The following is a 22,124-nucleotide window of genomic DNA, read 5'->3' as shown; positions in this document are numbered from 1 at the left end:
TCCTGCCTTCCGGGCCGAAGGGCCCGGATTGCCTGTGAGCAGCCCTTATGGCCTCATGAACGGCGCGAATGTAGCGGAGCGTAGCCAGCCGGTCGCACACTTCCGCGTGCTTTCATCCGATCGTGTGAGGATTGCCTCAAGAGCTGACGCCCAGAGGGCGGACGGGGGCGGACGTACAGTGGCGTGAGCGCAGGACGTGCCTGTCATGGGGACGGCCCGTGGATCGCCTGAGGGAGGCGCTTGCCGTGAGTGGATTGCGGTTCGTCCGGATGGGGTTCGGCCCGGACGCCGTCGCGTACCAGGAGGCGTGGGACGAGCAGCGCCGGGTGCACGCGGCCCGGTTCGCCGACGAGATCGACGACACCGTACTGCTCCTGGAGCATCCGCCGGTGTACACCGCGGGGCGGCGTACCGCGGACAGCGAACGGCCGCTGGACGGGACGCCGGTCATCGATGTGGACCGCGGCGGCAAGATCACCTGGCACGGTCCGGGCCAGCTGGTCGGCTACCCGATCCAGAAGCTGCCCCGCCCGGTCGACGTGGTCGCCCATGTACGGCGGCTGGAGGAGGCGCTGATCCGCACCTGCGCGGAGTTCGGTCTGGAGACCACCCGGATCGAGGGCCGCAGCGGGGTGTGGGTGCTCGGCGACCCGGTCGAGCGGCGCCCGGCGCTCGGCGGGCTCTCCCTGGACTTCGACCCCCGGCTGACCGACGACGAGTTCGACGCCCGGCTGAACGGTCCGGAGTACGCGCCCTCCAACGCCGGGCAGCGGCGCGAGGACCGCAAGATCGCGGCCATCGGCATCCGGGTCGCCAAGGGCGTGACCATGCACGGCTTCGCCCTGAACGTGAACCCCGACAACCAGTGGTTCGACCGGATCATCCCGTGCGGCATCCGGGACGCCGGGGTGGCGTCGCTGGCGAGCGAGCTGGGCCGGGACGTGACGGTCGAGGAGGCCGCCCCGGTGGTCGAGCGCCATCTGCGGGACGTCCTGGAGCACGCGGAGCCGAAACCGCGCGAGATCGAACGGACCCCGGCGGCATAACGCCCCAGGGTCCGGCGTTGCCCGAGGGGCGGACGGGGCCGGACGGCCACGGGCGTACCCTGAAAAGTCGCCGTACCACAGATCCGGCGCGGCGGCATGGAAACACCGCCGTACCACCGCACCGGTGTCCGTACCGCCGGGGCGGTCGGCACACCCCGCCGATCCGTCCCGCACCACCGAATCACCGCCGTACCACCGATTGACTAGGGAGCCGGTCGTGTCCGCAGTCTCACCCGACGGACGCAAGATGCTGCGCCTGGAGGTCCGCAACGCCCAGACCCCCATCGAGCGCAAGCCCGAGTGGATCAAGACCCGGGCGAAAATGGGCCCCGAGTACACGAAGATGCAGGCCCTGGTGAAGAGCGAGGGTCTGCACACGGTCTGCCAGGAAGCCGGCTGCCCCAACATCTACGAGTGCTGGGAGGACCGCGAGGCGACCTTCCTCATCGGCGGCGACCAGTGCACCCGGCGCTGCGACTTCTGCCAGATCGACACCGGCAAGCCCGAGGCCCTGGACCGGGACGAGCCCCGCCGGGTCGGCGAGTCCGTCGTCACGATGGACCTGAACTACGCCACCATCACCGGCGTCGCCCGCGACGACCTCGCGGACGGCGGCGCCTGGCTGTACGCGGAGACCGTGCGCCAGATCCACGCCCAGACCGCCGACCGCGAGGCCGGACGTACCAAGGTCGAACTGCTCGCCCCCGACTTCAACGCCGTACCGGAGCAGCTCGCCGAGGTCTTCTCGTCCCGCCCGGAGGTCTTCGCGCACAACGTGGAGACCGTCCCGCGGATCTTCAAGCGCATCCGCCCCGGCTTCCGCTACGACCGCTCCCTCCAGGTGATCACGGCCGCCCGGGACTTCGGTCTGGTGACCAAGTCCAATCTGATCCTCGGCATGGGCGAGACCCGCGAGGAGGTGAGTGACGCGCTGCGCCAGCTGCACGAGGCGGGCTGCGAGCTGGTCACCATCACCCAGTACCTGCGTCCGTCGGTGCGCCACCACCCGGTGGAGCGCTGGGTCAAGCCGCAGGAGTTCGTGGAGCTGAAGCAGGAGGCCGAGGAGATCGGCTTCTCCGGTGTCATGTCCGGCCCGCTGGTCCGCTCCTCCTACCGGGCCGGGCGGCTGTACCGGATGGCCGTCGAGAAGCGCGGCACGTACATCGCCGCACAGGCCGTCTGACGGGCTCTCACCCGGAGGTCCGGCGCGACGAGTTGCGGCGACCGGCCGGAGCCGGAACCGTGTGAATTCGCGCACAAGCGGCTACCCGGTGGTAGAACGCCGTACGACGCGGCCCTGGCCGTCCGCCCAGATGGGGGCGGACGTCAGGGCCGCGTCAGCGTTCGGGGGGCCCGTATCAAGGTTTCATCGGTGTTTGACCGGTCGGTCACGTCCTGGTAACACCGAGCAGTGATGCTGTAGTCAGCTGTAGTCACCACGCAGTGAGCGCGGTGGGTGCGGCTGACACCCTCCCGTTCCGGAACCTTCTAGGGGGACCACCACCATGCAGGCCGCGCCCGTCCGCGCCACGGCGATTCCGTCCTTCACCACCGCCCTGCGGGCCGTCGAGTCGCTACTCATGAGCGGCGGCCAGCGCACCGCCCGGCGCAATGCCTGGACCTCCGTCCTGGAGGACCGGCGCCGCGCCAAGGACCGGGTCGAGGCGCAGCGCGTCCTCGACCAGACCTTCACCGCCCACTCCTGACCCCTCCCCGCCGCGCGGGGCGACCGCCCCGTGACCGCACCGCCGTCGAAGGCGGCCCGGGAGCCACGTAGACTTCGTGGCATGGCGAGGAAGGAAACCGCGGCGGACGCCGCGAACCCCGGGCGACTGAAGCAGATCGCCCTGACCTACAAGATGACCCGCAGGGCCGACAAGAAGATCGGTCTTGTACTCGCGGCTGTCGGAATCGTCACCTTCGGTGTCTTCCTCGCGATCGGTTTCTTGATCGGTCACCCCATCTATCTCGGCATCCTGGGCTTTCTGCTCGCCTTCCTCGCGACGGCGATCGTGTTCGGGCGCCGGGCCGAGCGGGCGGCCTTCGGGCAGATGGAGGGCCAGCCGGGCGCGGCGGCGGCGGTGCTCGACAACATCGGCCGGGGCTGGTCCACGACCCCCGCGGTGGCGATGAACCGCAGCCAGGACGTGGTGCACCGGGCGGTCGGCAAGGCCGGCATCGTGCTGGTCGCCGAGGGCAACCCGAACCGGGTCAAGAGCCTGCTGGCCGCCGAGAAGAAGAAGATGAACCGGGTCGTGGCCGACGTACCGGTGCACGATCTGATCGTGGGCAACGGCGAGGGCGCGGTGGAGCTGAAGAAGCTGCGCACCACCATGCTGAAGCTGCCCCGGGTGCTGACCGGCCCGCAGGTGACCGCCACCAACGACCGGCTGCGCGCGATGGGCGACCTGATGAGCAATATGCCGCTGCCCAAGGGTCCGATGCCGAAGGGCATGAAGCTCCCCAAGGGCGGTACGCCCCGCACCCGCTGAGGCGGTCTTCGCCGCCCGTGGGCGGCTATGCCAGCGTCCGGAACGACCGGTCGTAGTAGACCATCGGCGAACCCTCGCCCAACCGCACCTCCGTCACCCGGCCGATCAGGACCATGTGGTCCCCGGCCGGGTGTCGTGCGTGCAGGACACAGTCCAGCTCGGACAGGGCCCGCTCCACCGTGGGCAGTCCGCGCGGACTGAGCCGCAGCCCGCCGCCCTCGAACTTGTCGGCGCCCTTGGTGGCGAACCGCACCGCGAGTCCCCGGTGCACGGGAGAGAGCACGCTCACCGCGAAGTGGTCGCAGCTGGCGAAGGAGGCCGCCGAGTCGGCGGAGTTCGCCAGACAGACCAGGATCATGGGCGGTGTCAGCGACACCGAGCAGAAGGAGCTGGCGGTGAATCCTCGTGGGGAGCCGTCGGGACAGCGGGTGGTGACCACCACGACACCCGACGGGAAGCGGGCCATCGCGGCCCGGAATGCGTCGGAGGCCCCTGGGGGCCTGGCTATGACGATGTCCTGCTGTCTCTGCTGCTGACTCTGCTGGCTCGGTCGGTCCTGTCGGTCCTGTCGGTCCTGCTGACTCGGTCGGTCCTGCTGGTCCGTCATGACGGCGCACCACCTGTCGGCCTCGCCGGTGACTCACTGTCCGTGACCGCGGGACGCCCTAGAGCGTCACCGGCATCAGGTCGACTATGCAGCCGCGCGGAGCGGCCAGCAACCGGACCCGGTCACCGCACGGGCTCCGCCGCCCCGTCCGCCAGTGCCCAGGCACCGTAGGCGGCGCCGGTGGTCTCCATGGAGAGCGCCACATGTGAGGCCGCGCTGTTCAGGTCCCGCCAGAAGCGCTGGACGGGGTCGGCGAGGTCCTGCCCCGAGGTGCCGCTCGCCCGGAACACCCGGTCGACCGCGCCGACCAGCAGCTCCACCGCGAGGGCCAGGTCCCGGGGGCCACGGACGGCCGCCTCGGCGGCGGGCGGGGTCAGGGTGCCGTCGGCGACCGCGGCGGTGCGGTGCAGCAGCAGCTCGGCGGCGTCGGTCTCGGCTGCCGAGCGGGCCAGCACGACCTGGGTGGCGCTCTGCTCCGCGACGGCATGGCCGCGCCGGTCCACCCGGGTCCCGGTCCGCGCGGTCCACGCCCGCAGCGCCCCGCGCGCGGCCCCGACCAGCGGCCCGGCGAACGGGAGCGCGTTCACCGCGTACATCGGGACGAGATGACAGCGCGCGTCGGACGCGGGCGCCCGTCCCTCGTGCACATCGGCACGGGCGAGCGTGCGGTGCTCGGGCACGAAGACGTCGTCGAGGACGAGGGTGTCACTGCCGGTGCCGCGCATACCGACCGGGTTCCAGCTGTCGGCCACGGTGTAGTCGGCGCGCGGTACGGCGAAGTACCGGACCGGGGGCCGTCCCCCGGACCCGGCGGCGGCGTCCGGTCCGTCGGCCGGGACGGGGGCGCAGGCCAGCGCCCAGTCCGCGCAGTGCACCCCGCTGATGTACTTCCACTCGCCGCTCAGCCGCCAGCCGCCGGAGACCCGCCGCACCGTGCCGGCCGGCATCAGCGCGGCGGCCAGCAGGGCGTCCGGCCCGTCCGCCCAGATCTCGGTCTGCCCCTTCTCGGGCAGATAGGCGGCGTACCGCCCGGCGTACGCGGCGAGCGAGGCCGCCCACCCGGCCGACGTACATCCCGCGCCGACGACGGCGACGGCCCGGGTCAGCTCGGTGAAGGACCCGGTCTCACCGCCATAGGCGGCCGGCACGAAATGCCGGGCGAAACCGGCCTCCCGTACGGCGTCCACCACCTCCGGCGACAACCGCCGGGCCCGCTCCGCCTCGTCCGCGCAGCGCGCCGCGGTCTCGGCGACCTGGGCCGCCTTGTGCACGATCGTCGTCGGACCGTCGTACGACACCTGTCCTCCACCTCCACGCCGGATGGGGGCAGTGTCGCGGGCGCGGCGGGGCCGACCGGGGACGCGCCCCATGACCGGCCGACCGGTCACCCGACCGGCGTCAACGGGGGCCAGGTCACCGGCGCCGCGCGGTACGGCGGCGACCCCGTGTGCGGGCGGGCTCGGCGGACGGGTCATCCGGCGTCACGGGCCGGGGTACGCCAGTCCGCGGAGGCTGACCGGCATGAGGCGGGAGCGCCACGACGGGGAGGCGTCCACGTCAGGCAGGGACGCGCCACGACGGGGAGGGCGCCCGCGTCAGGCAGGGACGCGCCACGACGGGAGGGCGCCCGCGTCAGGCAGGGACGCGCCACGACGGGAGGGCGCCCGCGTCAGGCAGCGGCACATCACCGTAGGACCCGCCGGTCTCCAGCAGGCGGCGCGCCACAGTGAGGCACCGACCCGTGCCCGGAGGCGGGAGCCGGGCCCCGGCGTCAGGCGGGGGTCGCGTCAACGCGCGGCACCGACCGGCATCAGGCGGGAGCGCAGGCCATCGTCACGGGCCCGGCGGGCTCAAGCAGGCGGCGCTGGTGACGTCGGGCCGGGGCCGGTCAGATGCGGACTTCCGCCGTCTGGGCCAGGCGGTCGTGGAGGCCGCGGCCGTCGCGGTCCCAGACCAGGGCGGGGACGGCGAGGCAGAGCAGGGCCGTGCGCAGCACGGCACGGCCGGGGTGGACGGTACCGGTGGCGAGGGAGACCACCCGGAGGCCGAAAAGGCGCTTGCCGGGGGTGAAGCCGAGGGTTCCGACGGTGAGGACACCGAGGCCGAAGAAGATCAGCAGCGTCCAGTTACTGGTCGCGGGCTGGTCGTAGCCGTCCGTGACGAGACTGTATGCGATCAAGAAGCACAGGGCCCAGTCCACCAGCAGCGCGCCCAGGCGGCGCCCCGGACGGGCCAGGGAACCCGAGCCCTCCTCGGGGAGCCCGAGCTGCTCGCCGCGGTAGCCGAAGTCGGCCCCGGCGTCCTCCATGGCAGCGCGCGGGCCGGAGAGCCATGATCCGATTGCTTGCCTCTTGTCCACCCGACCACGGTACTCGGCGCCCATATCGGACGGGTACGCCGGGGTGTGTCGGGACCGATGGGGGAACCGAGCCCGGTTAACTTCAGCGAAACAATTGGGTCACGCCCGAGAAATCACCCCTCCCTAGGGTCGAGGCCAGCGTGTGCCACCGCACTGGCCGCACGAACGAGCAACCACCCCGGCGGGACGGTCGGGAGTAGGAGGAGCTGGATGTTCCAGAACGCCGACGAGGCCAAGAAGTTCATCGCGGACGAGGACGTCAAGTTCGTCGACGTCCGGTTCTGCGACCTGCCGGGCGTCATGCAGCACTTCACCGTTCCCGTCGAGGCGTTCGACGCGGACGAGGAGCTGGCGTTCGACGGCTCGTCCATCCGGGGCTTCCAGGCCATCCACGAGTCGGACATGGCGCTGCGCGCGGACCTGTCCACGGCCCGGGTGGACCCGTTCCGCAAGGACAAGACCCTCAACATCAACTTCTTCATCCACGACCCGATCACCGGCGAGCAGTACAGCCGTGACCCGCGGAACGTGGCGAAGAAGGCGGAGGCGTACCTGGCGTCGACCGGGATCGCGGACACCGCGTACTTCGGTCCCGAGGCCGAGTTCTACGTCTTCGACTCGGTGCGCTTCGCCACCTCGGCGAACGAGTCCTTCTACCACATCGACTCCGAGGCGGGCGCCTGGAACACCGGTGCGCTGGAGGACAACCGCGGCTACAAGGTCCGCTACAAGGGCGGCTACTTCCCGGTCCCGCCGGTCGACCACTTCGCCGACCTGCGCGCCGAGATCTCCCTGGAGCTGGACCGGGCCGGCCTCAAGGTCGAGCGCCAGCACCACGAGGTGGGCACCGCCGGTCAGGCGGAGATCAACTACAAGTTCAACACCCTGCTGGCCGCGGCCGACGACCTCCAGCTCTTCAAGTACATCGTGAAGAACGTGGCCTGGCGCAACGGCAAGACCGCGACCTTCATGCCGAAGCCGATCTTCGGCGACAACGGCTCGGGCATGCACGTCCACCAGTCGCTGTGGTCGAACGGCGACCCGCTGTTCTACGACGAGGCCGGGTACGCGGGCCTGTCGGACATGGCCCGCTACTACATCGGCGGCATCCTCAAGCACGCCCCGTCGCTGCTGGCCTTCACCAACCCGACGGTGAACTCGTACCACCGGCTGGTGCCGGGCTTCGAGGCGCCGATCAACCTGGTGTACTCGCAGCGCAACCGCTCGGCCGCGATGCGTATCCCGATCACCGGGTCGAACCCGAAGGCCAAGCGCGTCGAGTTCCGCGCCCCGGACTCCTCCGGCAACCCGTACCTCGCCTTCTCGGCGCTGCTCCTGGCGGGCCTGGACGGCATCAAGAACAAGATCGAGCCGGCCGAGCCGATCGACAAGGACCTCTACGAGCTGGCTCCCGAGGAGCACGCGAACGTGGCCCAGGTCCCGACCTCCCTCCCGGCGGTACTGGACTCCCTGGAGCGCGACCACGAGTTCCTGCTCGCGGGCGATGTCTTCACGTCCGACCTGATCGAGACGTGGATCGACTTCAAGCGCGCCAACGAGATCGCTCCGCTCCAGCTGCGCCCGCACCCGCACGAGTTCGAGCTGTACTTCGACGTGTGACCGGCCGGGCGGCCCCGCAGTGACCGCCCGCTGATCACGGTCCGATACGCCCGTGCCCCATCGTCGTACCCGGCGGTGGGGCACGGGCGTATGTTCTATTCCAGGGCCGCGACCGGCCCTGGAGTGGGATACGGACACGGGGGTGGACCGGGAGATGGCCGAGTCGGAGCGGGACGGGCAGGAGCGGGAGCCGGAGGAGTTCGACTTCCGGTGGGCGGCCGGGGCCGCGCACAAGGAGCCGTCGGCGCGTGCCCGGATGCTGGCCGCGCGGTGGAAGGAGAATCCGCCGGGACCGGTGCCGTTCCGGGGGGAGCCGCGCGGGCGGCGGCGCAGGAGGCTGCGGCTGCCGGTGCGGCGGTCGCCGTGGGGGTCGGTGGCCGTGGTGATCGGGGGGCTGGTGACCGTGATCCTGCTGCTGGGCTACTTCGGGTTCCGGGCGCCGTTCTGAGCGTTCTGAGGGGGCTCACGCCGGGCTTATTGATCTCGGGTGAACGCGGGCTTTGCAGGTCCCTGGGGTGATCGGGACCGTTGTATGGGGCAGCCAGGTGCACACTGGGAGGGTGGGGCGAGTGCCTGACCTCGGTGGAGTGCGGGGTGATGCAGAATGCAGAGTCGCTTCCGCAGTGACCGGCGGCTGACCGTCCGGATGACGGTCACGCTGTTCCTGCTCGGACTGCTGTACGTGGCGTTCGTCGCCGCGTTGATCGTGCTGCTGAAGTCGTGGGTCCTGGTCGTCGTCGTGGTGGCCGGGCTGATGCTGGCGCAGTTCTGGTACTCGGACCGGATCGCGCTGTTCGCGATGCGGGGCCGGGTGGTGGAGCGCGAGGAGTATCCCGAGTTGCATGCGGTGGTGGACCGGCTCTGTGCGATGGCCGACATGCCGAAGCCGACGGTGGCCGTCTCCTCGCTGGACATGCCGAACGCCTTCGCGACCGGCCGTAACGCCGACAACGCGGTGGTGTGTGTCACCAGCGGGCTGCTGCGGCGCCTGGACAAGGCCGAGCTGGAGGGCGTCCTCGCGCACGAGCTGTCCCATGTGGCGCACAAGGACGTGGCGGTGATCACCATCGCCTCGTTCCTCGGGGTGATCGCCGGGCTGATGATCCGGTTCGCCTTCTACTCCCAGGTCTTCGGCGGACGCCGGGACCAGAACACCGCGATGATCCTCGCGGCCGTGATGGCCGTCTCCCTGGCGGTGTACGCGCTCAGCTTCCTGCTGATCCGGGCCCTGTCCCGGTACCGGGAGCTGGCCGCGGACCGGGCGGCGGCGCTGCTCACCGGGCGGCCCTCCGCGCTGGCCGCCGCGCTCACCAAGGTGGACGGCGATCTGGCCCGTATCCCGACCAAGGATCTGCGGACGGTCCAGGCGTTCAACGCCTTCTACTTCACGCCGGCGCTGGGTGCCAAGGACCAGCCCAGTCTGGCCCGGCTGTTCTCCACGCACCCGAGCCTGGAGAAGCGGCTGGAGCAGTTGGCGCAGATCTCCGCCGAGCTGGGCGAGCCCGCGCTGCCCGGGAACGCGAGGTGAGCATGGGGCTGCTGGACATCCTGCTGGGCCGTACCAAGCCGGTCCAGCCCGATCTGGACCAGTTGTTCGCCCTGCCCTCCGCGGCGGTCACCCTGGAGGCCGCCGCCGGGTTCACCCCGACCGGGCGGGGCGCGGTGTGCTTCGCGACCGTGGAGGGCGAGGCGTTCGAACAGACCCACCGGGAGGTGCAGGCGCTGCTGGACGCGGACGCCGACCGGGCCGGGTCCCCGGTGGAGCTGCTGCGGGACGACTTCGGGTACTCGTGGCTGGTCTCCCGCCGCACCCCGGACGACCTGCCGCAGCTGGTGAACGATCTGCACGCGGTGAACACCTCCATGGAGGTCAACGGTTTCGGGCCCCAGCTGCTGTGCTCGCTCGCCGGGTTCGAGCGCGGCTCCGACGGCCGCCCCCTCGCCCTGGTCTACCTCTACAAGAGAGGCACCTTCTATCCCTTCGCCCCGCTGCCCGGCGGACAGCGGCGTGACAGCGCGCTGGAACTCCAGATGAAGGGCGTCCTCGCCGACGACCTCCGGGTCGAACAGGACCTGGGCCGCTGGTTTCCCCTGTGGGGCGCACCTGGGCTCTGAGGACGGGATCGGGGGCGGTGAGGAAGCCCACGGGGGACCGAGCGACGCCCGCCGCCTCATGAGTCAATGGCCCCATGACCGGACTCGCCCGTGACTTCTTCCACGCCCTCCCCGGCACTCCCGGACGCGCCGGGGAGCGGCTCGCCGTCACCCGGCAGTCGGCGGCGGTCCCCGGCAGCGCCGCCGCGCCGCCCACCGCCGTCCTCCTGCACGGCGCGGGCAACGGGAGCAAGGAGCGGTTGCGGCCTCTGCTCGGGGAGTTCGCCGGGCGGGGCTGTGACGCGCTGGCGTTCGACTTCTCGGGGCACGGGGACAGTTCGGGTCGGCTGCGGGAGCTGAGTCTGCGGCGGAGGTTCGAGCAGGCGGTGGCCGTGATCGACGCCCAGGTGGAGCGGGCGGCGCCGCTGGTCCTGGTCGGGTTCAGCATGAGCGGGCAGACGGTGGCCGACCTCGCCGCGCACTACGGCGACCGGATCGCGGCCCTCGCCCTGTGCGCGCCCGGCATCTACGCCGCCGGGGCCTGGGAGTTGCCGTTCGGGCAGAGCGACGGTCCGTTCACCCGGCTGATCCGCACCCCCGGCAGCTGGCGCGACTCCCCCGCGCTGGACGCGCTGCGCGCCTACACCGGCCGCGCGGTCCTCGCCGTACCCGGTACGGACGCGGTCATCCCGGCGGCCGTGACGGACGCGGTGCAGGACGCCCTGACCACCCGCGCCCGCTTCACCCGCCTCGAACTCCCGGACGCGACCACTCCCTCGCCGCCTGGCTGCGCGACCACGCCGCCGCCCGCCGCAACCTGGTGGCCGGGCTGCTGGACGGGGCGGGCGACGGCGGCTGACGCCGGGCACCCCGGAGGGGTGGGGTGCCCGGTGGTGGGGCGGGCGGTCAGCGGTTGTAGCGCATGAACGCCCGGACCATGTGGCAGGTCGTGTCGGACGGCGGGTGGACGCCGATCAGTTCCGCCGTGCTCCTGATCGTCTCGTTGCGGGCCTGGTCGGGCAGGTAGACACCGGTGTCGAGCAGGGCGATGGCCAGGCGCATCGCCTTCAGCCGGCGGTTGTGCGTGATGTACCACTGGCGGGGCCGCCCGGCCGGCAGCGGGCGCTTGAGCACCGGCTCGCACGGCAGCTCCAGCAGCACGGGACGGGTCACGGTGGACTGGGTCGGCAACGGCTTCGGCTTCAGTGCGGCAGCGGGCACGGGCATCCTCCTGTCGCGGTGCGGGGACCCTCCGGCCGCCTCTTCGGACACCCGGCGATCCCCTCGAACATTACGTCAAGTCTACCGCCCGCCACTGACATTCAGCGAGCCCGTTCAGTGGGGTAAAGGGGCTGATGGAGTGGGTAGTTGAGGGGGCGTCCCAGGGGTCGCAGGGGTCACACTCGGGAGTCCGGAAAATCGAACACCAGCCGTGTCCGTGTCGCCCGCGTAGCCCGCGTAGCTCGCGTAGCCCACGTACCGTTGTCCCATGGAGATCTGGATCAATCCCGCCTGTTCCAAGTGCCGCAGCGCCGTGCAGTTGCTCGATGCCGAGGGGGCCGCGTACACGGTCCGCCGGTATCTGGAGGACGTGCCGGGCGTGGACGAGATCAGGGACGTGCTCGACCGTCTCGGACTTGAGCCCTGGGACATCACCCGCACCCAGGAGACGGTGGCGAAGGAGCTGGGCGTGCGGGAGTGGGCCCGGGACGCGGCGGGGCGCGAGCGCTGGATCGCGGCGCTGGCCGCGCACCCGAAGCTGATCCAGCGGCCGATCATCACCGCCGACGACGGCACGGCCGTGGTCGCCCGCAGCGAGGAGGCGGTGCGGGACGCGCTGTCCCGGCACTGAGCCCCCTCCAGGGCCCCAAGGGCCGCCCAGGGCTCCCTCAGGGCCCCGATGAGCCCGACTCCGCTGTGACGTACGTTACTTCGAGAGAGTCGGGGGGCCGCTGAGCAACGGCGTCCGGGGTCGCGTACATAGCGGCGTACGCTCCCCGACCTCCCAGGAGGCGCGAATGTCGCGCAGGCGAACGCTCAGCACCAAGAAGAAGATCGCGCTGCTGGTGAGCGCGGCGGCGGTGGCCGGAGGCGGGGCCTTCGCCATGGCGGCCACCTCCAACGCCGCCCAGAGCGCCGCCGACTCGGCGGTCTGTCAGGGGAAGGCGACCGCGCTCGGCAACAACGAGCGGTTCATCGCGGAACAGCGGGCCAATCCGGACGCGCAGTCCGAGGCCAGGATCGCCAACCGGCTGGCGGTCATCGAGGAGATCAAGCGGCAGCAGGCGGCGGCCGGGTGCGTGGTCGGGGAATCAGATCAGGGCGCCCAGGGCTCCCAGGGCTCCGAGGGCTCCGAGGCCGCCCCGCCCGCGGACCCCGCCGCCCCCGTGGACCCCGCGCCGCCCGGCAGCGCCGCTCCCCCGGTCGACACGGCACCTTCCGACGGTGCCGCGCCTCCGGCGGCCGAGGCCCCGCCCGCCGCCTCCGGCCAGCAGGTGTGCAACGGCTCCACGGTGACCCTCTCCGGGGAGGGCGGCGCCCCGGCCGCCTCCAGCAACCAGTTCCCCGCGGGCACCCTGCTGAAGGTGACCAACCTGGACAACAACAAGTCCACGACCGTCGAGGTCACCTCGGTCTCCGGCAGTTGCGCCCTGCTGAACAACGCCGCCTTCGAACAGGTCCGGGAGCCCGGCAAGTTCCTGATCCGCCGCGCCCTGATCGAGAAGGTGGGGTAAGGCTCACCCGGGGACACCGCTGAGGAAATCGCTGAGGCGGCGGCCGAGTCCGGGCGGGGCCGCGTGCGGCAGCGCATGGTGCGAGACCCCCCTGACCACCTCGGTCTCCACCCGCGGCAGCACCTCCCCCGCCCTGGCCGCCACGCGTCGCGTGTCATGGGCCCTGCTGTTCTCGGCCAGGAGCAGCAGGACCGGCACGTCCAGGGCGCGCAGCGCGGCGGGCTCCGGGCGGGGTCCCGTCACCGGCTTCACGGAGGGGAAGCCGGCGGCGGCCTCCTGGAGGGTGAGCCAGTCGGGGTCGAGCGCCGCTCCCCCGGTCTCCCACTCCAGGAAGGCCCGGACGCGGTGCGGGGCGGGCCGCAGCAGCATCGGCAGCGCGTGCAGCAGATACGCGGGCCGGAATCCGGCGAAGCACTGCGTCGGGTCCAGCAGGAACAGCCGTTCGGCGCGGGCGGGTGCGCGCAGCGCGTGGTGCAGCGCGATCCAGCCACCGTAGGAATGACCGCCGAGCGCTACGGGACCGGTGACACCGAGGCCGTCGAGGGTCGCGTCCACCCAGGCCGTCAGGTCGGCGACGGTACGGACCGGACGGTCGGCGGACGGCTCGCTGCGGCCGGGGTCGCCGATCAGGTCGACGGCGTGCACCCGGCGGCTCCGGGCCAGGTCGGCGACCTGCGCGTACCAGGACGGCGAGGTCGCGCCGCCGCCCGGCAGCAGAAGCAGCGGCGGGGCGTCGCGGGGGCCGCAGGAGTGGACGTACACCGTCCCGAAGTCCGTACCGACCGCCGTGGACTCACGGTCGGCGGGCCACTTGGCCAGGACCGTGTCGTAGGCGCGCTGGAAGCGATCCCGGTCGTATCCGCTCCCCGCCCTGCCGTCGCCGCTTCCCATCACAGCCCCCTACGATGCCGTCGTCCGAGTCGTCTCAGTCAGCGATATTCTCAGTCATCGATATTCTCGCTCAGCGATAATCTCGGTCAGCGATAACCTCGGTCAGCGATAATCTCGGTCAGCGATAATCTCGGTCAGCGAGATAGAACGAGATGATAGGGGGACTCGATGGGATCCGAACCGGCCGGGATGGAGATCGTCCATCTGCTGCGCGCGGTGACCGTGGAGCTGGGCCTGCACAGCGCCCGGTTCGCCGGCCGGAACGGTATGCATCCGACCGACGTCCGGGCGCTGATCGCGCTGATGGACGCGGTGCGTGCGGACGAGGAGCTGACCGCGGGGAAGCTGGGCGCCGCGCTCGGGCTGAACTCCGCCGGGACCACCGCCCTGGTGGACCGGCTGGAGCGGGCCGGCCACGTCCGCCGCGAGCGCGGCACGCACGACCGGCGCCAGGTGGTCGTGCGGATCGACGAGCGGGCCGTGGAGCTGGGCCGGGCGTTCTTCGGACCGCTGATCGCACGGACCCTGGCACTGCTGGAGGGGTACGACGAACGGGAGCTGGCGGCGATCCGCGGCTTCCTGACCGGCGTACAGGAGGCCGCGGCGGAACCGGACAGCGGGCAACCACCCGGGTAACACGGGGTTCACATTCGGGCAATGGCTGGGAAATCGCCCCTTGACAGTCTTCCGGACAGCACCCGCGGCGCCCCAGCGCGCCGCGCGCCGCACCCGCAGTGCGCCCGACCCGTCCGAAGGAAGAGACCCGTGACCTTCAAGGCTGAGTACATCTGGATCGACGGCACCGAGCCGACGGCCAAGCTGCGTTCCAAGACGAAGATCGTCGCGGGTGCGCCCGCCGGTCTGGACGCGCTGCCGATCTGGGGCTTCGACGGGTCGTCCACCAACCAGGCCAAGGGTCACGCCTCGGACCGCGTGCTCCAGCCGGTCTTCACCTGCCCCGACCCGATCCGCGGCGGCGACGACATCCTGGTGCTGTGCGAGGTCCTGAACACGGACATGACCCCGCACTCCTCCAACACCCGGGCCGCGCTGGCCGAGGTGTCCGCCACCTTCGCCGCGCAGGAGCCGATCTTCGGCATCGAGCAGGAGTACACCTTCTTCGACGGGGCCCGTCCGCTGGGCTTCCCCGAGGGCGGCTTCCCGGCCCCGCAGGGCGGCTACTACTGCGGTGTCGGCGCCGATGAGATCTTCGGCCGCGATGTGGTGGAGGCCCACCTGGAGAACTGTCTGAAGGCCGGTCTCGGGCTGTCCGGCATCAACGCCGAGGTCATGCCGGGCCAGTGGGAGTTCCAGGTCGGCCCGCTCGCCCCGCTGGAGGTCTCCGACCAGCTGTGGGTGGCCCGCTGGCTGCTCTACCGCACCGCCGAGGACTTCAAGGTCTCCGCCACCCTCGACCCCAAGCCGGTCAAGGGCGACTGGAACGGCGCGGGCGCCCACACCAACTTCTCGACCAAGGCCATGCGCGAGGGCTACGAGGCGATCATCACCGCCTGCGAGGCGCTCGGCGAGGGCTCCAAGCCGCTGGACCACGTCAAGAACTACGGCGCCGGCATCGACGACCGGCTCACCGGCCTGCACGAGACCGCCCCGTGGGACGAGTTCTCCTACGGCGTCTCCGACCGCGGTGCCTCCGTGCGCATCCCGTGGCAGGTGGAGAAGGACGGCAAGGGCTATATCGAGGACCGCCGTCCCAACGCCAACGTCGACCCGTACGTGGTGACCCGGCTGCTGGTCGACACCTGCTGCACGGCGCTGGAGAAGGCCGGACAGGTCTGAGGCGGAGCGGTGAGAGGCGGCACGGTCCGCCCGCGAGGGGCGTCCACCACGACGGTGGGCGCCCCTCGCCGTTTTCCGGACAGCTCCCGGCCGCACGGAAGGAACGGGAGTACGAAACGTTTCGCCAAACCCCGGTCCAAGGGGCGGCAAACTCCCCTCGCCGACCGTCTGCTTTTCGGACGCGTCCCTGTCCGAGCCGTGAGAGGAGGGTCCTCGTGAGCGGGGGCATCTGCTTCAATGGGGCCATGGTCGGCATCCAGAACCCCAGCGCACCAGGTCGTGACGACCTGGAGCCGTTCTGGCCGTCCCGTCAGCACGACGATTTCGACCGGGTGTGTTGCCGCGCGTCCACCGCGCCGGCCCGCTGACGCCGTACTTCCCGGCCCCCGGCCTGCGCGACCCGATGTACGTCCCTGACGGACCCCTCGCGCGAAAGAGCTGACCTCTCATGGCGAACCCCGCTCCACTGCCCCGCCCGCTGCCTCGCCCCCTGGCCTCCCCCGCCCACTCCGGCACCGCCCGGCACCGGCTGCGCGCCGTCGACCGGGACGAGGTGCTCGACCCGGCGGATCTGCTGCCGCCCGGCGCCACCTGGCTGCCCGCCCCGGCGCACGCCCTGCCCGCGCTGCCGGGCCAGCCGCCGATGGTCGGCTACCTGCTGCTCGTCCCGGCGGACCAGCAGCCGCCGTTCCTGCCGGTCGCCGTGCCGGACACCCCCGCCCCGGCGCCCGATCCGGCGCCCGTGGCGACCGGTCCCGAGCCGCTGATCCGGATCGACCCGGTCCGGCGCACCGCGCTGGTCGCCGGGGCCGAACTCGACCTCACCTACCTGGAGTTCGAGCTGCTGGCCCATCTGGTGACCCATCCGCACCGGGTGCACACCCGCGACCAGCTGGTCACCACGGTGTGGGGGTACGGCCATGTCGGCGACGGCCGGACGGTCGACGTCCATGTCGCCCGGCTGCGCCGCAAGCTGGGCGCCGAGCACCGCAAGGCGATCCAGACGGTCCGGCGGGTCGGCTACAAGTACACCCCGCCGGTCACCCGCTGACGCTCGCGGGCTCTGCCGCTGGCTAAGTCCCGTTCCCTTCCGCCGTCCGGGGCGGCAGAGTCGGCGCCATGAGACTTCTGGTGCTGGGCGGGACGGAGTTCGCGGGACGGGCCGTGGTGGAGGCGGCGCTCGGCCGGGGCTGGGAGGTGACGGTCTTCCACCGCGGTCGGCACGCGCCCCCCGCCGGGGTGCGGTCGCTGCACGGCGACCGCACCGCCCCGGACGGACTGGCCGCCCTCACCGACGCCCCCGGCACCTGGGACGCCGTCGTGGACACCTGGGCGGCGGCGCCCCGGGCCGTCCGGGACACGGCCCGGCTGCTGCGGGGCCGCGCCGGACGGTACGCGTATGTGTCGAGCTGCTCGGTGTACGACTGGGCGCCCCCGCCGGGGTACACCGAGGACGCCCCGCTGGTGGTGGGCGCCTCGGCGGACGCCGGGCAGACCGACTACGCCCGGGACAAGCGGGGCGGTGAGCTGGCCGCGGTCGCGGGGTTCGGGGCGGCGGACGCGCTGCTGGTGCGGTCGGGGCTGATCCTCGGGCCGTACGAGAACATCGGGCGGCTGCCGTGGTGGCTGGGCCGGATCGCGCGCGGCGGGCCGGTGCTGGCGCCGGGTCCCCGGGAGCTGCCGATCCAGCTGATCGACGTCCGGGATCTCGCCGGGTGGACGCTGGACGCGGTGGCGGCCGGGCTCGGCGGACCGTACAACCTGATGTCGCCGTCGGGGCACGCCACCATGGGCGAACTGCTGGAGGCGTGCGTGGCGATCACCGGGTCGGACGCCGAACTGCGCTGGACCGAGCCGCGGGTGGTGCTGGACGCCGGGATCGAGCCCTGGACCCAGCTACCGGTGTGGGTGCCGCCGGACTCCGAGCTGCACGGGGCGCTGCACGGCGGCGATGTGTCCCGGGCGGTGGCGGCGGGGCTGGCGTGCCGTCCCGTCGAGGAGACGGTGGCGGACACCTGGGCGTGGCTGCGGTCGATCGGCGGGACGGCCCCGCAGCGCCCGGACCGCCCCGCGGTGGGCCTGGACCCGGAGGCGGAGGCGAAGGTGCTCGCGGGGGGTACGGGGGTCTGACCCCGGGTTCTCCTCCCGGGGGGGGTAGTCCGGGCGGTGCATTCCGGCGGGGGTGTTTCCCGGGCGGTGTGCATCCCGGGCGTGTATCCCGGCCGTGCATCCCGGGCGTGCATCCCCGGGGGTGTAGGCAGCACCACCCCCAGGCCGGTGCTCCGCCCCCGTGTCCCCTGACCCCCGCTCGGCCAGACTGTGCGGCATGGACACAGAGGACGGCGGGGGCGGCGGGCGGACGGCGACGGCGGTGCGGGAGACGCTGACGGCGGCGGTGCGGGGGCTGGCGCTCGCGCTGATCGCGCTGCCCGGGGCGATCCTCTGTCTGGTGCTGTCGGTGGTGTCCCTCGCGCTGATCCCGGTCGGGGTGGGGATCGTCACCACGCCGTGGGTGCTGAGCGGGGTGCGGGCGTTCGCGGACGTACGGCGGCTGCTGGCGGTGCGGTGGGGCGGGGTGCGGATCCCCCCGGCGTACCGGCCGCTGCCCGCCGGGGCCAATCCCTGGGCCCGTACCTTCGGGATGCTCGGGGACCGGGCGACCTGGCGGGATCTGCGGTGGCTGCCGGTGGACCTGACGGCCGGGTTCGTCCTCGGTCTGCTGGCGTTCGCCCTGGTCTTCTACGCGCTGGAGGGGTTCGCGCTGGCCGCGGGGCTGTGGCGGGTCGTGCCGGAGCCGTACTGGTTCGGGTTCGTGCCGGTGAGCGGACAGCTGTCGGCGCTCGCGGCGGCCGGACTCGGCGCGGTGCTGCTGGTGGTCGCCCGGTACGCAAGCCCGCTGCTGGTGCGCGGCCACTTCCGGCTCGCACGGGCGCTGCTGGCGCCCGGCGCGGGGGAGCTGGCCGAGCGGGTGCGGGTGCTCACCGAGACCCGGCGGGACGCGGTGGACACCTCGGCGGCGGAGCTGCGCCGGATCGAACGGGATCTGCACGACGGGGCGCAGGCCCGGCTGGTGGCGATGGGCATGGACCTCGGCACGGTCGAGGCGCTGATCGAGACCGACCCGGCGAAGGCCAGGGAGGTGCTCGCGCACGCCCGCCGGTCCTCCGCGGACGCCCTGGCCGAACTGCGCGACCTGGTCCGCGGCATCCATCCGCCGGTGCTGGCCGAACGCGGGCTCGGGGACGCGGTCCGGGCGCTGGCGCTGCGGCTGCCGGTGGTGACGGAGGTGACGGTGGAGCTGCCGGGGCGGGTGGACGCGCCGGTGGAGTCGGCGGCGTACTTCGCGGTCAGCGAGGTGCTCACCAACGCGGTCAAGCACGGCGGGGGCGACCGGATCTGGGTGGACGTCCACCACCAGGCGGGCCATCTGCGGATCACGGTCACCGACAACGGCGGGGGCGGCGCGGTGATCGGCGCAGGCTCCGGGCTGGCCGGGGTGGAGCGGCGGCTCGGTACATTCGACGGCGTACTGGCCGTCAGCTCACCCGCGGGCGGTCCCACCATGGTGACCATGGAGATTCCGTGCGTGTCGTCCTAGCCGAAGACCTGTTCCTGCTGCGCGACGGACTGGTCCGGCTGCTTGAGGCCCATGGCTTCGAGATCGCGGCGGCCGTGGAGAGCGGCCCCGAGCTGACCCGGGCGCTGGCCGAGCTGGCGCCCGATGTGGCGGTGGTGGACGTCCGGCTGCCGCCCACCCACACCGACGAGGGGCTCCAGTGCGCGCTGGCCGCCCGGGAGGCACGGCCGGGGCTGCCGGTGCTGGTCCTCTCCCAGCATGTCGAGCAGCTCTACGCCCGGGAGCTGCTGGCCGACGGCCGGGGCGGGGTGGGCTATCTGCTCAAGGACCGGGTGTTCGACGCGGCCCAGTTCGTGGACGCGGTACGCCAGGTGGCGAAGGGCGGTACGGCGATGGATCCGCAGGTCATCCAGCAGTTGCTGAGCCGGCGGGCGGTGGACGACCAGCCGCTGTCCCGGCTCACCCCACGGGAGCGGGAGGTGCTGGAGCTGATGGCGCAGGGCCGGTCCAACGCGGCGATCGCGGAGCGGCTGGTGGTGACGGAACGGGCGATCGCGAAACACACCTCCAATATCTTCGCCAAATTGGGTCTTGAGGTGTCGGACGACGACAACCGGCGCGTCCTCGCCGTTCTCGCGTATTTGGACCAGGGCCGCTGATCCATGCTGATCAGCCCCGAAATCCTCACCGGACCGTACCGGTGTGTTCTGTGTCTCGCACCGATTTCCGGGACGGGTGAACACCTCTGAGGCGCCATCCGTATGGATGGGCGCCGCTTCACTCCTGTCGGGCGCCTCGATGCTGCCCCGCAAGGAAGTCAGAGGAGTTCCATGGGACGCAACACACGAAAACGCCGCACGCCGCTGGCCACCAAGGCCATAGCCGCATCGGCGGCCCTAGCGCTCGGTGGGGGCGGGCTGATCTGGGCGAACTTCTATGCCTCGGCGCACGAGGACAACGGCTGGCAGAACCGGACGAGGTCGGCCGCCGCGCAGGTGGCGACCATCGACTGTCCGGACGTGGGCCAGCAGTTGTCCGAGGTGCCGGACCAGGCGCGGGGGGAGGTCGACGGCGAGCTGGCCTCGATGGACCAGCAGATCACCGAGGCGTACCAGCGGCTGGCGAGCACCCGTGACGCGCAGGCCCAGGACGCCGGTTATGTCCAGAACACGATCCTCCAGCCGCTGAAGGACCGCCGCAAGGTGCTGATCGACCGGATCAAACTGGAGATCAACCGGGCCGGCGGCAGCGCCTCCGACGACCTGGACAACCTGGCGGGCTGCACCGGCACCCCCGCCGAACAGCCCCAGACCAACGACGGTCAGGGCGACGGGGGCGGCAACGGCGACAACGGGGGCGACGGCGACAACGGGGGCGACAACGGGGACGGTGGCGACAACGGGGACGGCGGTCAGGACGGCGGTCAGGAGCAGGGCAACGGCGGTCAGGGCGGCAACGGCCCGGTTGCCGCCGACTTCCAGGACATCACCACCGTCCAGCCGGGCTCCCGCAACCTGCCCAACGGGCTCGCCTCGAACGGCCGGAGCGGCTCCAAGGGCAGCTTCACCACCAAGTGCGGCACCAACTCCAACGACAACCACAACACGGACAATGTGATCGTGGCCCCGGGTGTCACCAACGGCGCCCACCATCTGCACGACTATGTCGGCAACCAGAACAACGACGCCTTCGCCAGCGACGACGACCTGGCGAACGCCGAGACGACCTGCCAGAACCAGAGCGACCGCTCCTCCTACTTCTGGCCGGTGCTGCGGCTCCAGGACGGGACGCAGGACTTCGACCAGAACGACGCCGGGGGCGGCACCGAGGGCAACGTCGGTCAGATCCTGGAGCCCAAGCAGGCCCAGCTGAAGTTCGTCGGGAACCGCACCGGGCCCGTGGTCGCGATGCCGAAGGCGCTGCGGATCATCACCGGTGACGCCAAGGCGTTCGTCAACGGGCTGGCCAACGCCAACACGGCGTGGACCTGCACCGGCTTCGAGGACCGGCAGCTGACCGACAAGTACCCGCTGTGCCCCGAGGGCAGCGACGTGGTGCGGCTGTCCAACTTCCAGTCCTGCTGGGACGGACAGAACATCGACAGCGCCAACCACCGCACGCATGTGGCGTTCGTCGGGGCGGACGGCCGCTGCGCGAACGGCTTCCAGGCGATCCCGCAGCTCCAGGTGCGACTGGTCTACGAGGTGCCGACGCCGGTCGTCGAGAACGGGGTGGTGCAGAATCCGTTCGCGGTGGACTCGTTCCCCGAGCAGCTGCACAAACCGATCACCGACCACAATGATTTCATCAACTTCTTCTCCAACAAGACGATGAAGAAGATGGTCAACTGCATCAACCAGGGCAGGCGCTGCCAGTAGCGGTACCGGGCTGGAAACAGGACCGGCGGCGGGAATTCCATGATTCCCGCCGCCGGTTCCGCTTTCCCGATGGTGTTCCGCACCGGCCGCGATCAATGGCCCGCCGAGTGATCCATTCCCTCCTCCAGGTCCCCGCCCAAGGTGCCGCGCAGTGCCGTCATCGTCTCCGTCTCGCCGACCGCCACCCATTTGCGGCCGACCAGATAATGACCGCCGTAGTCCTTGGCCCCGTTGATCCATTCGCGCTGGCCCCGGTCGGTGGCGAAGGTGGCCAGGACGAACTTTCCGTCGGGGTTCTCGCACAGCGCCTGGCGGATCTCGTCGGCGTCGGTCTGGAGGTCGGGCTCGCAGCGCACCTCGGCCGCCAGGTGCTCCAGGCTCCCGGTCGCCGTCTCGGGCACGGCCGCCTCCCCCGTACCGCCGCCGCACCCGGCGAGCAGGGCCACCGCCGCGACGGCGGCGCCCAGGGCGGGCATCGATCGGGTCAACGTCATCTGTTCCTCCGGTGGGCCGCGCAGACACCTGTGC

24 protein-coding genes are annotated in these 22,124 nt (G+C 71.8%); 18 read left to right on the top strand and 6 right to left on the bottom strand.

What is annotated here, in order from left to right:
* Nucleotides 1-245 precede the first annotated feature (245 nt).
* The 4 genes from lipB to AB0D49_RS15620 all read left to right on the top strand — a co-directional run bounded on the left by lipB (nucleotide 246) and on the right by AB0D49_RS15620 (nucleotide 3,538).
* Nucleotides 246-1,046 (top strand): lipoyl(octanoyl) transferase LipB, encoded by an 801-nt coding sequence (gene lipB, locus AB0D49_RS15635; RefSeq protein WP_362757111.1) that lies wholly within the window; start codon nucleotides 246-248, stop codon nucleotides 1,044-1,046.
* 217 nt (nucleotides 1,047-1,263) lie between these two features.
* Nucleotides 1,264-2,229: a lipoyl synthase gene (gene lipA, locus AB0D49_RS15630; RefSeq protein ID WP_362757108.1), complete on the top strand. Its 966-nt coding sequence runs from the start codon at nucleotides 1,264-1,266 to the stop codon at nucleotides 2,227-2,229.
* 322 nt (nucleotides 2,230-2,551) lie between these two features.
* Nucleotides 2,552-2,752, top strand: a complete 201-nt coding sequence (locus AB0D49_RS15625; RefSeq protein WP_362757105.1) for a hypothetical protein — start codon at nucleotides 2,552-2,554, stop codon at nucleotides 2,750-2,752.
* 81 nt (nucleotides 2,753-2,833) lie between these two features.
* Entirely contained in the window at nucleotides 2,834-3,538 is a 705-nt protein-coding gene (locus AB0D49_RS15620; RefSeq protein WP_362757102.1) for a DUF4191 domain-containing protein, read from the top strand.
* Nucleotides 3,539-3,563: 25 nt separating this feature from the next.
* Here AB0D49_RS15620 and AB0D49_RS15615 read toward each other — a convergent pair whose 3' ends face one another.
* From AB0D49_RS15615 to AB0D49_RS15605, 3 genes are all read right to left on the bottom strand, one after another.
* Nucleotides 3,564-4,145, bottom strand: a complete 582-nt coding sequence (locus tag AB0D49_RS15615) for a flavin reductase family protein (RefSeq protein WP_362757099.1) — start codon at nucleotides 4,143-4,145, stop codon at nucleotides 3,564-3,566.
* Nucleotides 4,146-4,267: 122 nt separating this feature from the next.
* Nucleotides 4,268-5,443 carry an acyl-CoA dehydrogenase family protein gene (locus AB0D49_RS15610; RefSeq protein ID WP_362757096.1) on the bottom strand — a complete coding sequence of 392 codons (1,176 nt, stop codon included), beginning with the start codon at nucleotides 5,441-5,443 and terminating at the stop codon, nucleotides 4,268-4,270.
* A gap of 590 nt (nucleotides 5,444-6,033) precedes the next feature.
* On the bottom strand, nucleotides 6,034-6,504 hold the full coding sequence (locus AB0D49_RS15605; RefSeq protein WP_362757093.1) for an RDD family protein: 471 nt from the start codon (nucleotides 6,502-6,504) through the stop codon (nucleotides 6,034-6,036).
* A gap of 210 nt (nucleotides 6,505-6,714) precedes the next feature.
* Between AB0D49_RS15605 and glnA the strand changes: the two genes are divergently transcribed.
* The 5 genes from glnA (at nucleotide 6,715) to AB0D49_RS15580 (ending at nucleotide 11,144) form a co-directional block, all read left to right on the top strand.
* Nucleotides 6,715-8,124, top strand: a complete 1,410-nt coding sequence (gene glnA / locus AB0D49_RS15600; RefSeq protein ID WP_362757091.1) for a type I glutamate--ammonia ligase — start codon at nucleotides 6,715-6,717, stop codon at nucleotides 8,122-8,124.
* A gap of 154 nt (nucleotides 8,125-8,278) precedes the next feature.
* Nucleotides 8,279-8,572, top strand: coding sequence for a hypothetical protein (locus AB0D49_RS15595; RefSeq protein WP_362757734.1), 294 nt, complete (start codon nucleotides 8,279-8,281; stop codon nucleotides 8,570-8,572).
* 156 nt (nucleotides 8,573-8,728) lie between these two features.
* Nucleotides 8,729-9,652 (top strand): zinc metalloprotease HtpX, encoded by a 924-nt coding sequence (htpX, locus tag AB0D49_RS15590; RefSeq protein ID WP_362757088.1) that lies wholly within the window; start codon nucleotides 8,729-8,731, stop codon nucleotides 9,650-9,652.
* 2 nt (nucleotides 9,653-9,654) lie between these two features.
* On the top strand, nucleotides 9,655-10,239 hold the full coding sequence (locus tag AB0D49_RS15585) for a hypothetical protein (protein WP_362757732.1): 585 nt from the start codon (nucleotides 9,655-9,657) through the stop codon (nucleotides 10,237-10,239).
* A 74-nt stretch (nucleotides 10,240-10,313) separates the two neighbouring features.
* Nucleotides 10,314-11,144 carry an alpha/beta fold hydrolase gene (locus tag AB0D49_RS15580; protein ID WP_362757085.1) on the top strand — a complete coding sequence of 277 codons (831 nt, stop codon included), beginning with the start codon at nucleotides 10,314-10,316 and terminating at the stop codon, nucleotides 11,142-11,144.
* Here the strand turns inward: AB0D49_RS15580 and AB0D49_RS15575 are convergent.
* Entirely contained in the window at nucleotides 11,125-11,439 is a 315-nt protein-coding gene (locus tag AB0D49_RS15575) for a hypothetical protein (RefSeq protein WP_362757082.1), read from the bottom strand. The genes AB0D49_RS15580 and AB0D49_RS15575 overlap by 20 nt on opposite strands.
* Before the next feature lie 268 nt (nucleotides 11,440-11,707).
* On the opposite strand from AB0D49_RS15575, the gene AB0D49_RS15570 reads away from it, so the two are divergent.
* Together AB0D49_RS15570 and AB0D49_RS15565 are read left to right on the top strand one after the other, a co-directional pair.
* Complete coding sequence (locus tag AB0D49_RS15570) at nucleotides 11,708-12,070, top strand: arsenate reductase family protein (RefSeq protein ID WP_362757079.1); 363 nt, start codon at nucleotides 11,708-11,710, stop codon at nucleotides 12,068-12,070.
* Between the two features lie 166 nt (nucleotides 12,071-12,236).
* On the top strand, nucleotides 12,237-12,953 hold the full coding sequence (locus tag AB0D49_RS15565; RefSeq protein WP_362757076.1) for a hypothetical protein: 717 nt from the start codon (nucleotides 12,237-12,239) through the stop codon (nucleotides 12,951-12,953).
* Nucleotides 12,954-12,956: 3 nt separating this feature from the next.
* On the opposite strand, the gene AB0D49_RS15560 is transcribed toward AB0D49_RS15565, so the two are convergent.
* Entirely contained in the window at nucleotides 12,957-13,844 is an 888-nt protein-coding gene (locus AB0D49_RS15560) for an alpha/beta hydrolase (protein ID WP_362757073.1), read from the bottom strand.
* A gap of 168 nt (nucleotides 13,845-14,012) precedes the next feature.
* On the opposite strand from AB0D49_RS15560, the gene AB0D49_RS15555 reads away from it, so the two are divergent.
* From AB0D49_RS15555 to AB0D49_RS15525, 7 genes are all read left to right on the top strand, one after another.
* On the top strand, nucleotides 14,013-14,480 hold the full coding sequence (locus AB0D49_RS15555) for a MarR family transcriptional regulator (protein WP_362757070.1): 468 nt from the start codon (nucleotides 14,013-14,015) through the stop codon (nucleotides 14,478-14,480).
* A 129-nt stretch (nucleotides 14,481-14,609) separates the two neighbouring features.
* Complete coding sequence (gene glnII, locus AB0D49_RS15550) at nucleotides 14,610-15,641, top strand: glutamine synthetase (protein WP_362757067.1); 1,032 nt, start codon at nucleotides 14,610-14,612, stop codon at nucleotides 15,639-15,641.
* 448 nt (nucleotides 15,642-16,089) lie between these two features.
* Entirely contained in the window at nucleotides 16,090-16,692 is a 603-nt protein-coding gene (locus tag AB0D49_RS15545) for a winged helix-turn-helix domain-containing protein (protein ID WP_362757064.1), read from the top strand.
* Between the two features lie 68 nt (nucleotides 16,693-16,760).
* Entirely contained in the window at nucleotides 16,761-17,771 is a 1,011-nt protein-coding gene (locus tag AB0D49_RS15540) for an NAD-dependent epimerase/dehydratase family protein (protein ID WP_362757061.1), read from the top strand.
* Nucleotides 17,772-17,967: 196 nt separating this feature from the next.
* The gene (locus tag AB0D49_RS15535) at nucleotides 17,968-19,239 is read left to right on the top strand and encodes a sensor domain-containing protein (RefSeq protein WP_362757058.1); all 1,272 of its coding nucleotides are present in this window, start codon (nucleotides 17,968-17,970) and stop codon (nucleotides 19,237-19,239) included.
* Entirely contained in the window at nucleotides 19,224-19,877 is a 654-nt protein-coding gene (locus tag AB0D49_RS15530) for a response regulator transcription factor (protein WP_362757055.1), read from the top strand. Before AB0D49_RS15535 ends, AB0D49_RS15530 begins: the two co-directional genes overlap by 16 nt.
* 171 nt (nucleotides 19,878-20,048) lie before the next feature.
* The gene (locus tag AB0D49_RS15525) at nucleotides 20,049-21,596 is read left to right on the top strand and encodes a DUF1996 domain-containing protein (protein WP_362757053.1); all 1,548 of its coding nucleotides are present in this window, start codon (nucleotides 20,049-20,051) and stop codon (nucleotides 21,594-21,596) included.
* A 92-nt stretch (nucleotides 21,597-21,688) separates the two neighbouring features.
* Here the strand turns inward: AB0D49_RS15525 and AB0D49_RS15520 are convergent, their stop codons facing one another.
* Nucleotides 21,689-22,090, bottom strand: a complete 402-nt coding sequence (locus tag AB0D49_RS15520) for a hypothetical protein (protein WP_362757050.1) — start codon at nucleotides 22,088-22,090, stop codon at nucleotides 21,689-21,691.
* Nucleotides 22,091-22,124: the final 34 nt, after the last annotated feature.

Origin of the sequence: Streptomyces sp. NPDC048290 (assembly GCF_040652095.1) — a bacterium.
Classification (GTDB): Bacteria; Actinomycetota; Actinomycetes; order Streptomycetales; family Streptomycetaceae; genus Streptomyces.
The sequence above is the reverse complement of the archived record's forward strand: the minus strand, read 5'-3'. Positions and strand labels throughout refer to the sequence as shown.

What these genes read in the sequence shown, in the direction of transcription:
- AB0D49_RS15595 (WP_362757734.1), top strand. Translation starts at nt 8,279, where the DNA reads ATGGCCGAGTCGGAGCGGGACGGGCAGGAGCGGGAGCCGGAGGAGTTC.
- glnA (WP_362757091.1), top strand. Translation starts at nt 6,715, where the DNA reads ATGTTCCAGAACGCCGACGAGGCCAAGAAGTTCATCGCGGACGAGGAC.
- AB0D49_RS15560 (WP_362757073.1), bottom strand. Translation starts at nt 13,844, where the DNA reads ATGGGAAGCGGCGACGGCAGGGCGGGGAGCGGATACGACCGGGATCGC.
- AB0D49_RS15620 (WP_362757102.1), top strand. Translation starts at nt 2,834, where the DNA reads ATGGCGAGGAAGGAAACCGCGGCGGACGCCGCGAACCCCGGGCGACTG.
- AB0D49_RS15535 (WP_362757058.1), top strand. Translation starts at nt 17,968, where the DNA reads ATGGACACAGAGGACGGCGGGGGCGGCGGGCGGACGGCGACGGCGGTG.
- AB0D49_RS15555 (WP_362757070.1), top strand. Translation starts at nt 14,013, where the DNA reads ATGGGATCCGAACCGGCCGGGATGGAGATCGTCCATCTGCTGCGCGCG.
- AB0D49_RS15565 (WP_362757076.1), top strand. Translation starts at nt 12,237, where the DNA reads ATGTCGCGCAGGCGAACGCTCAGCACCAAGAAGAAGATCGCGCTGCTG.
- AB0D49_RS15520 (WP_362757050.1), bottom strand. Translation starts at nt 22,090, where the DNA reads ATGACGTTGACCCGATCGATGCCCGCCCTGGGCGCCGCCGTCGCGGCG.
- AB0D49_RS15615 (WP_362757099.1), bottom strand. Translation starts at nt 4,145, where the DNA reads ATGACGGACCAGCAGGACCGACCGAGTCAGCAGGACCGACAGGACCGA.
- AB0D49_RS15525 (WP_362757053.1), top strand. Translation starts at nt 20,049, where the DNA reads ATGGGACGCAACACACGAAAACGCCGCACGCCGCTGGCCACCAAGGCC.
- AB0D49_RS15585 (WP_362757732.1), top strand. Translation starts at nt 9,655, where the DNA reads ATGGGGCTGCTGGACATCCTGCTGGGCCGTACCAAGCCGGTCCAGCCC.
- AB0D49_RS15580 (WP_362757085.1), top strand. Translation starts at nt 10,314, where the DNA reads ATGACCGGACTCGCCCGTGACTTCTTCCACGCCCTCCCCGGCACTCCC.
- htpX (WP_362757088.1), top strand. Translation starts at nt 8,729, where the DNA reads ATGCAGAGTCGCTTCCGCAGTGACCGGCGGCTGACCGTCCGGATGACG.
- AB0D49_RS15545 (WP_362757064.1), top strand. Translation starts at nt 16,090, where the DNA reads ATGGCGAACCCCGCTCCACTGCCCCGCCCGCTGCCTCGCCCCCTGGCC.
- AB0D49_RS15540 (WP_362757061.1), top strand. Translation starts at nt 16,761, where the DNA reads ATGAGACTTCTGGTGCTGGGCGGGACGGAGTTCGCGGGACGGGCCGTG.
- AB0D49_RS15570 (WP_362757079.1), top strand. Translation starts at nt 11,708, where the DNA reads ATGGAGATCTGGATCAATCCCGCCTGTTCCAAGTGCCGCAGCGCCGTG.
- AB0D49_RS15625 (WP_362757105.1), top strand. Translation starts at nt 2,552, where the DNA reads ATGCAGGCCGCGCCCGTCCGCGCCACGGCGATTCCGTCCTTCACCACC.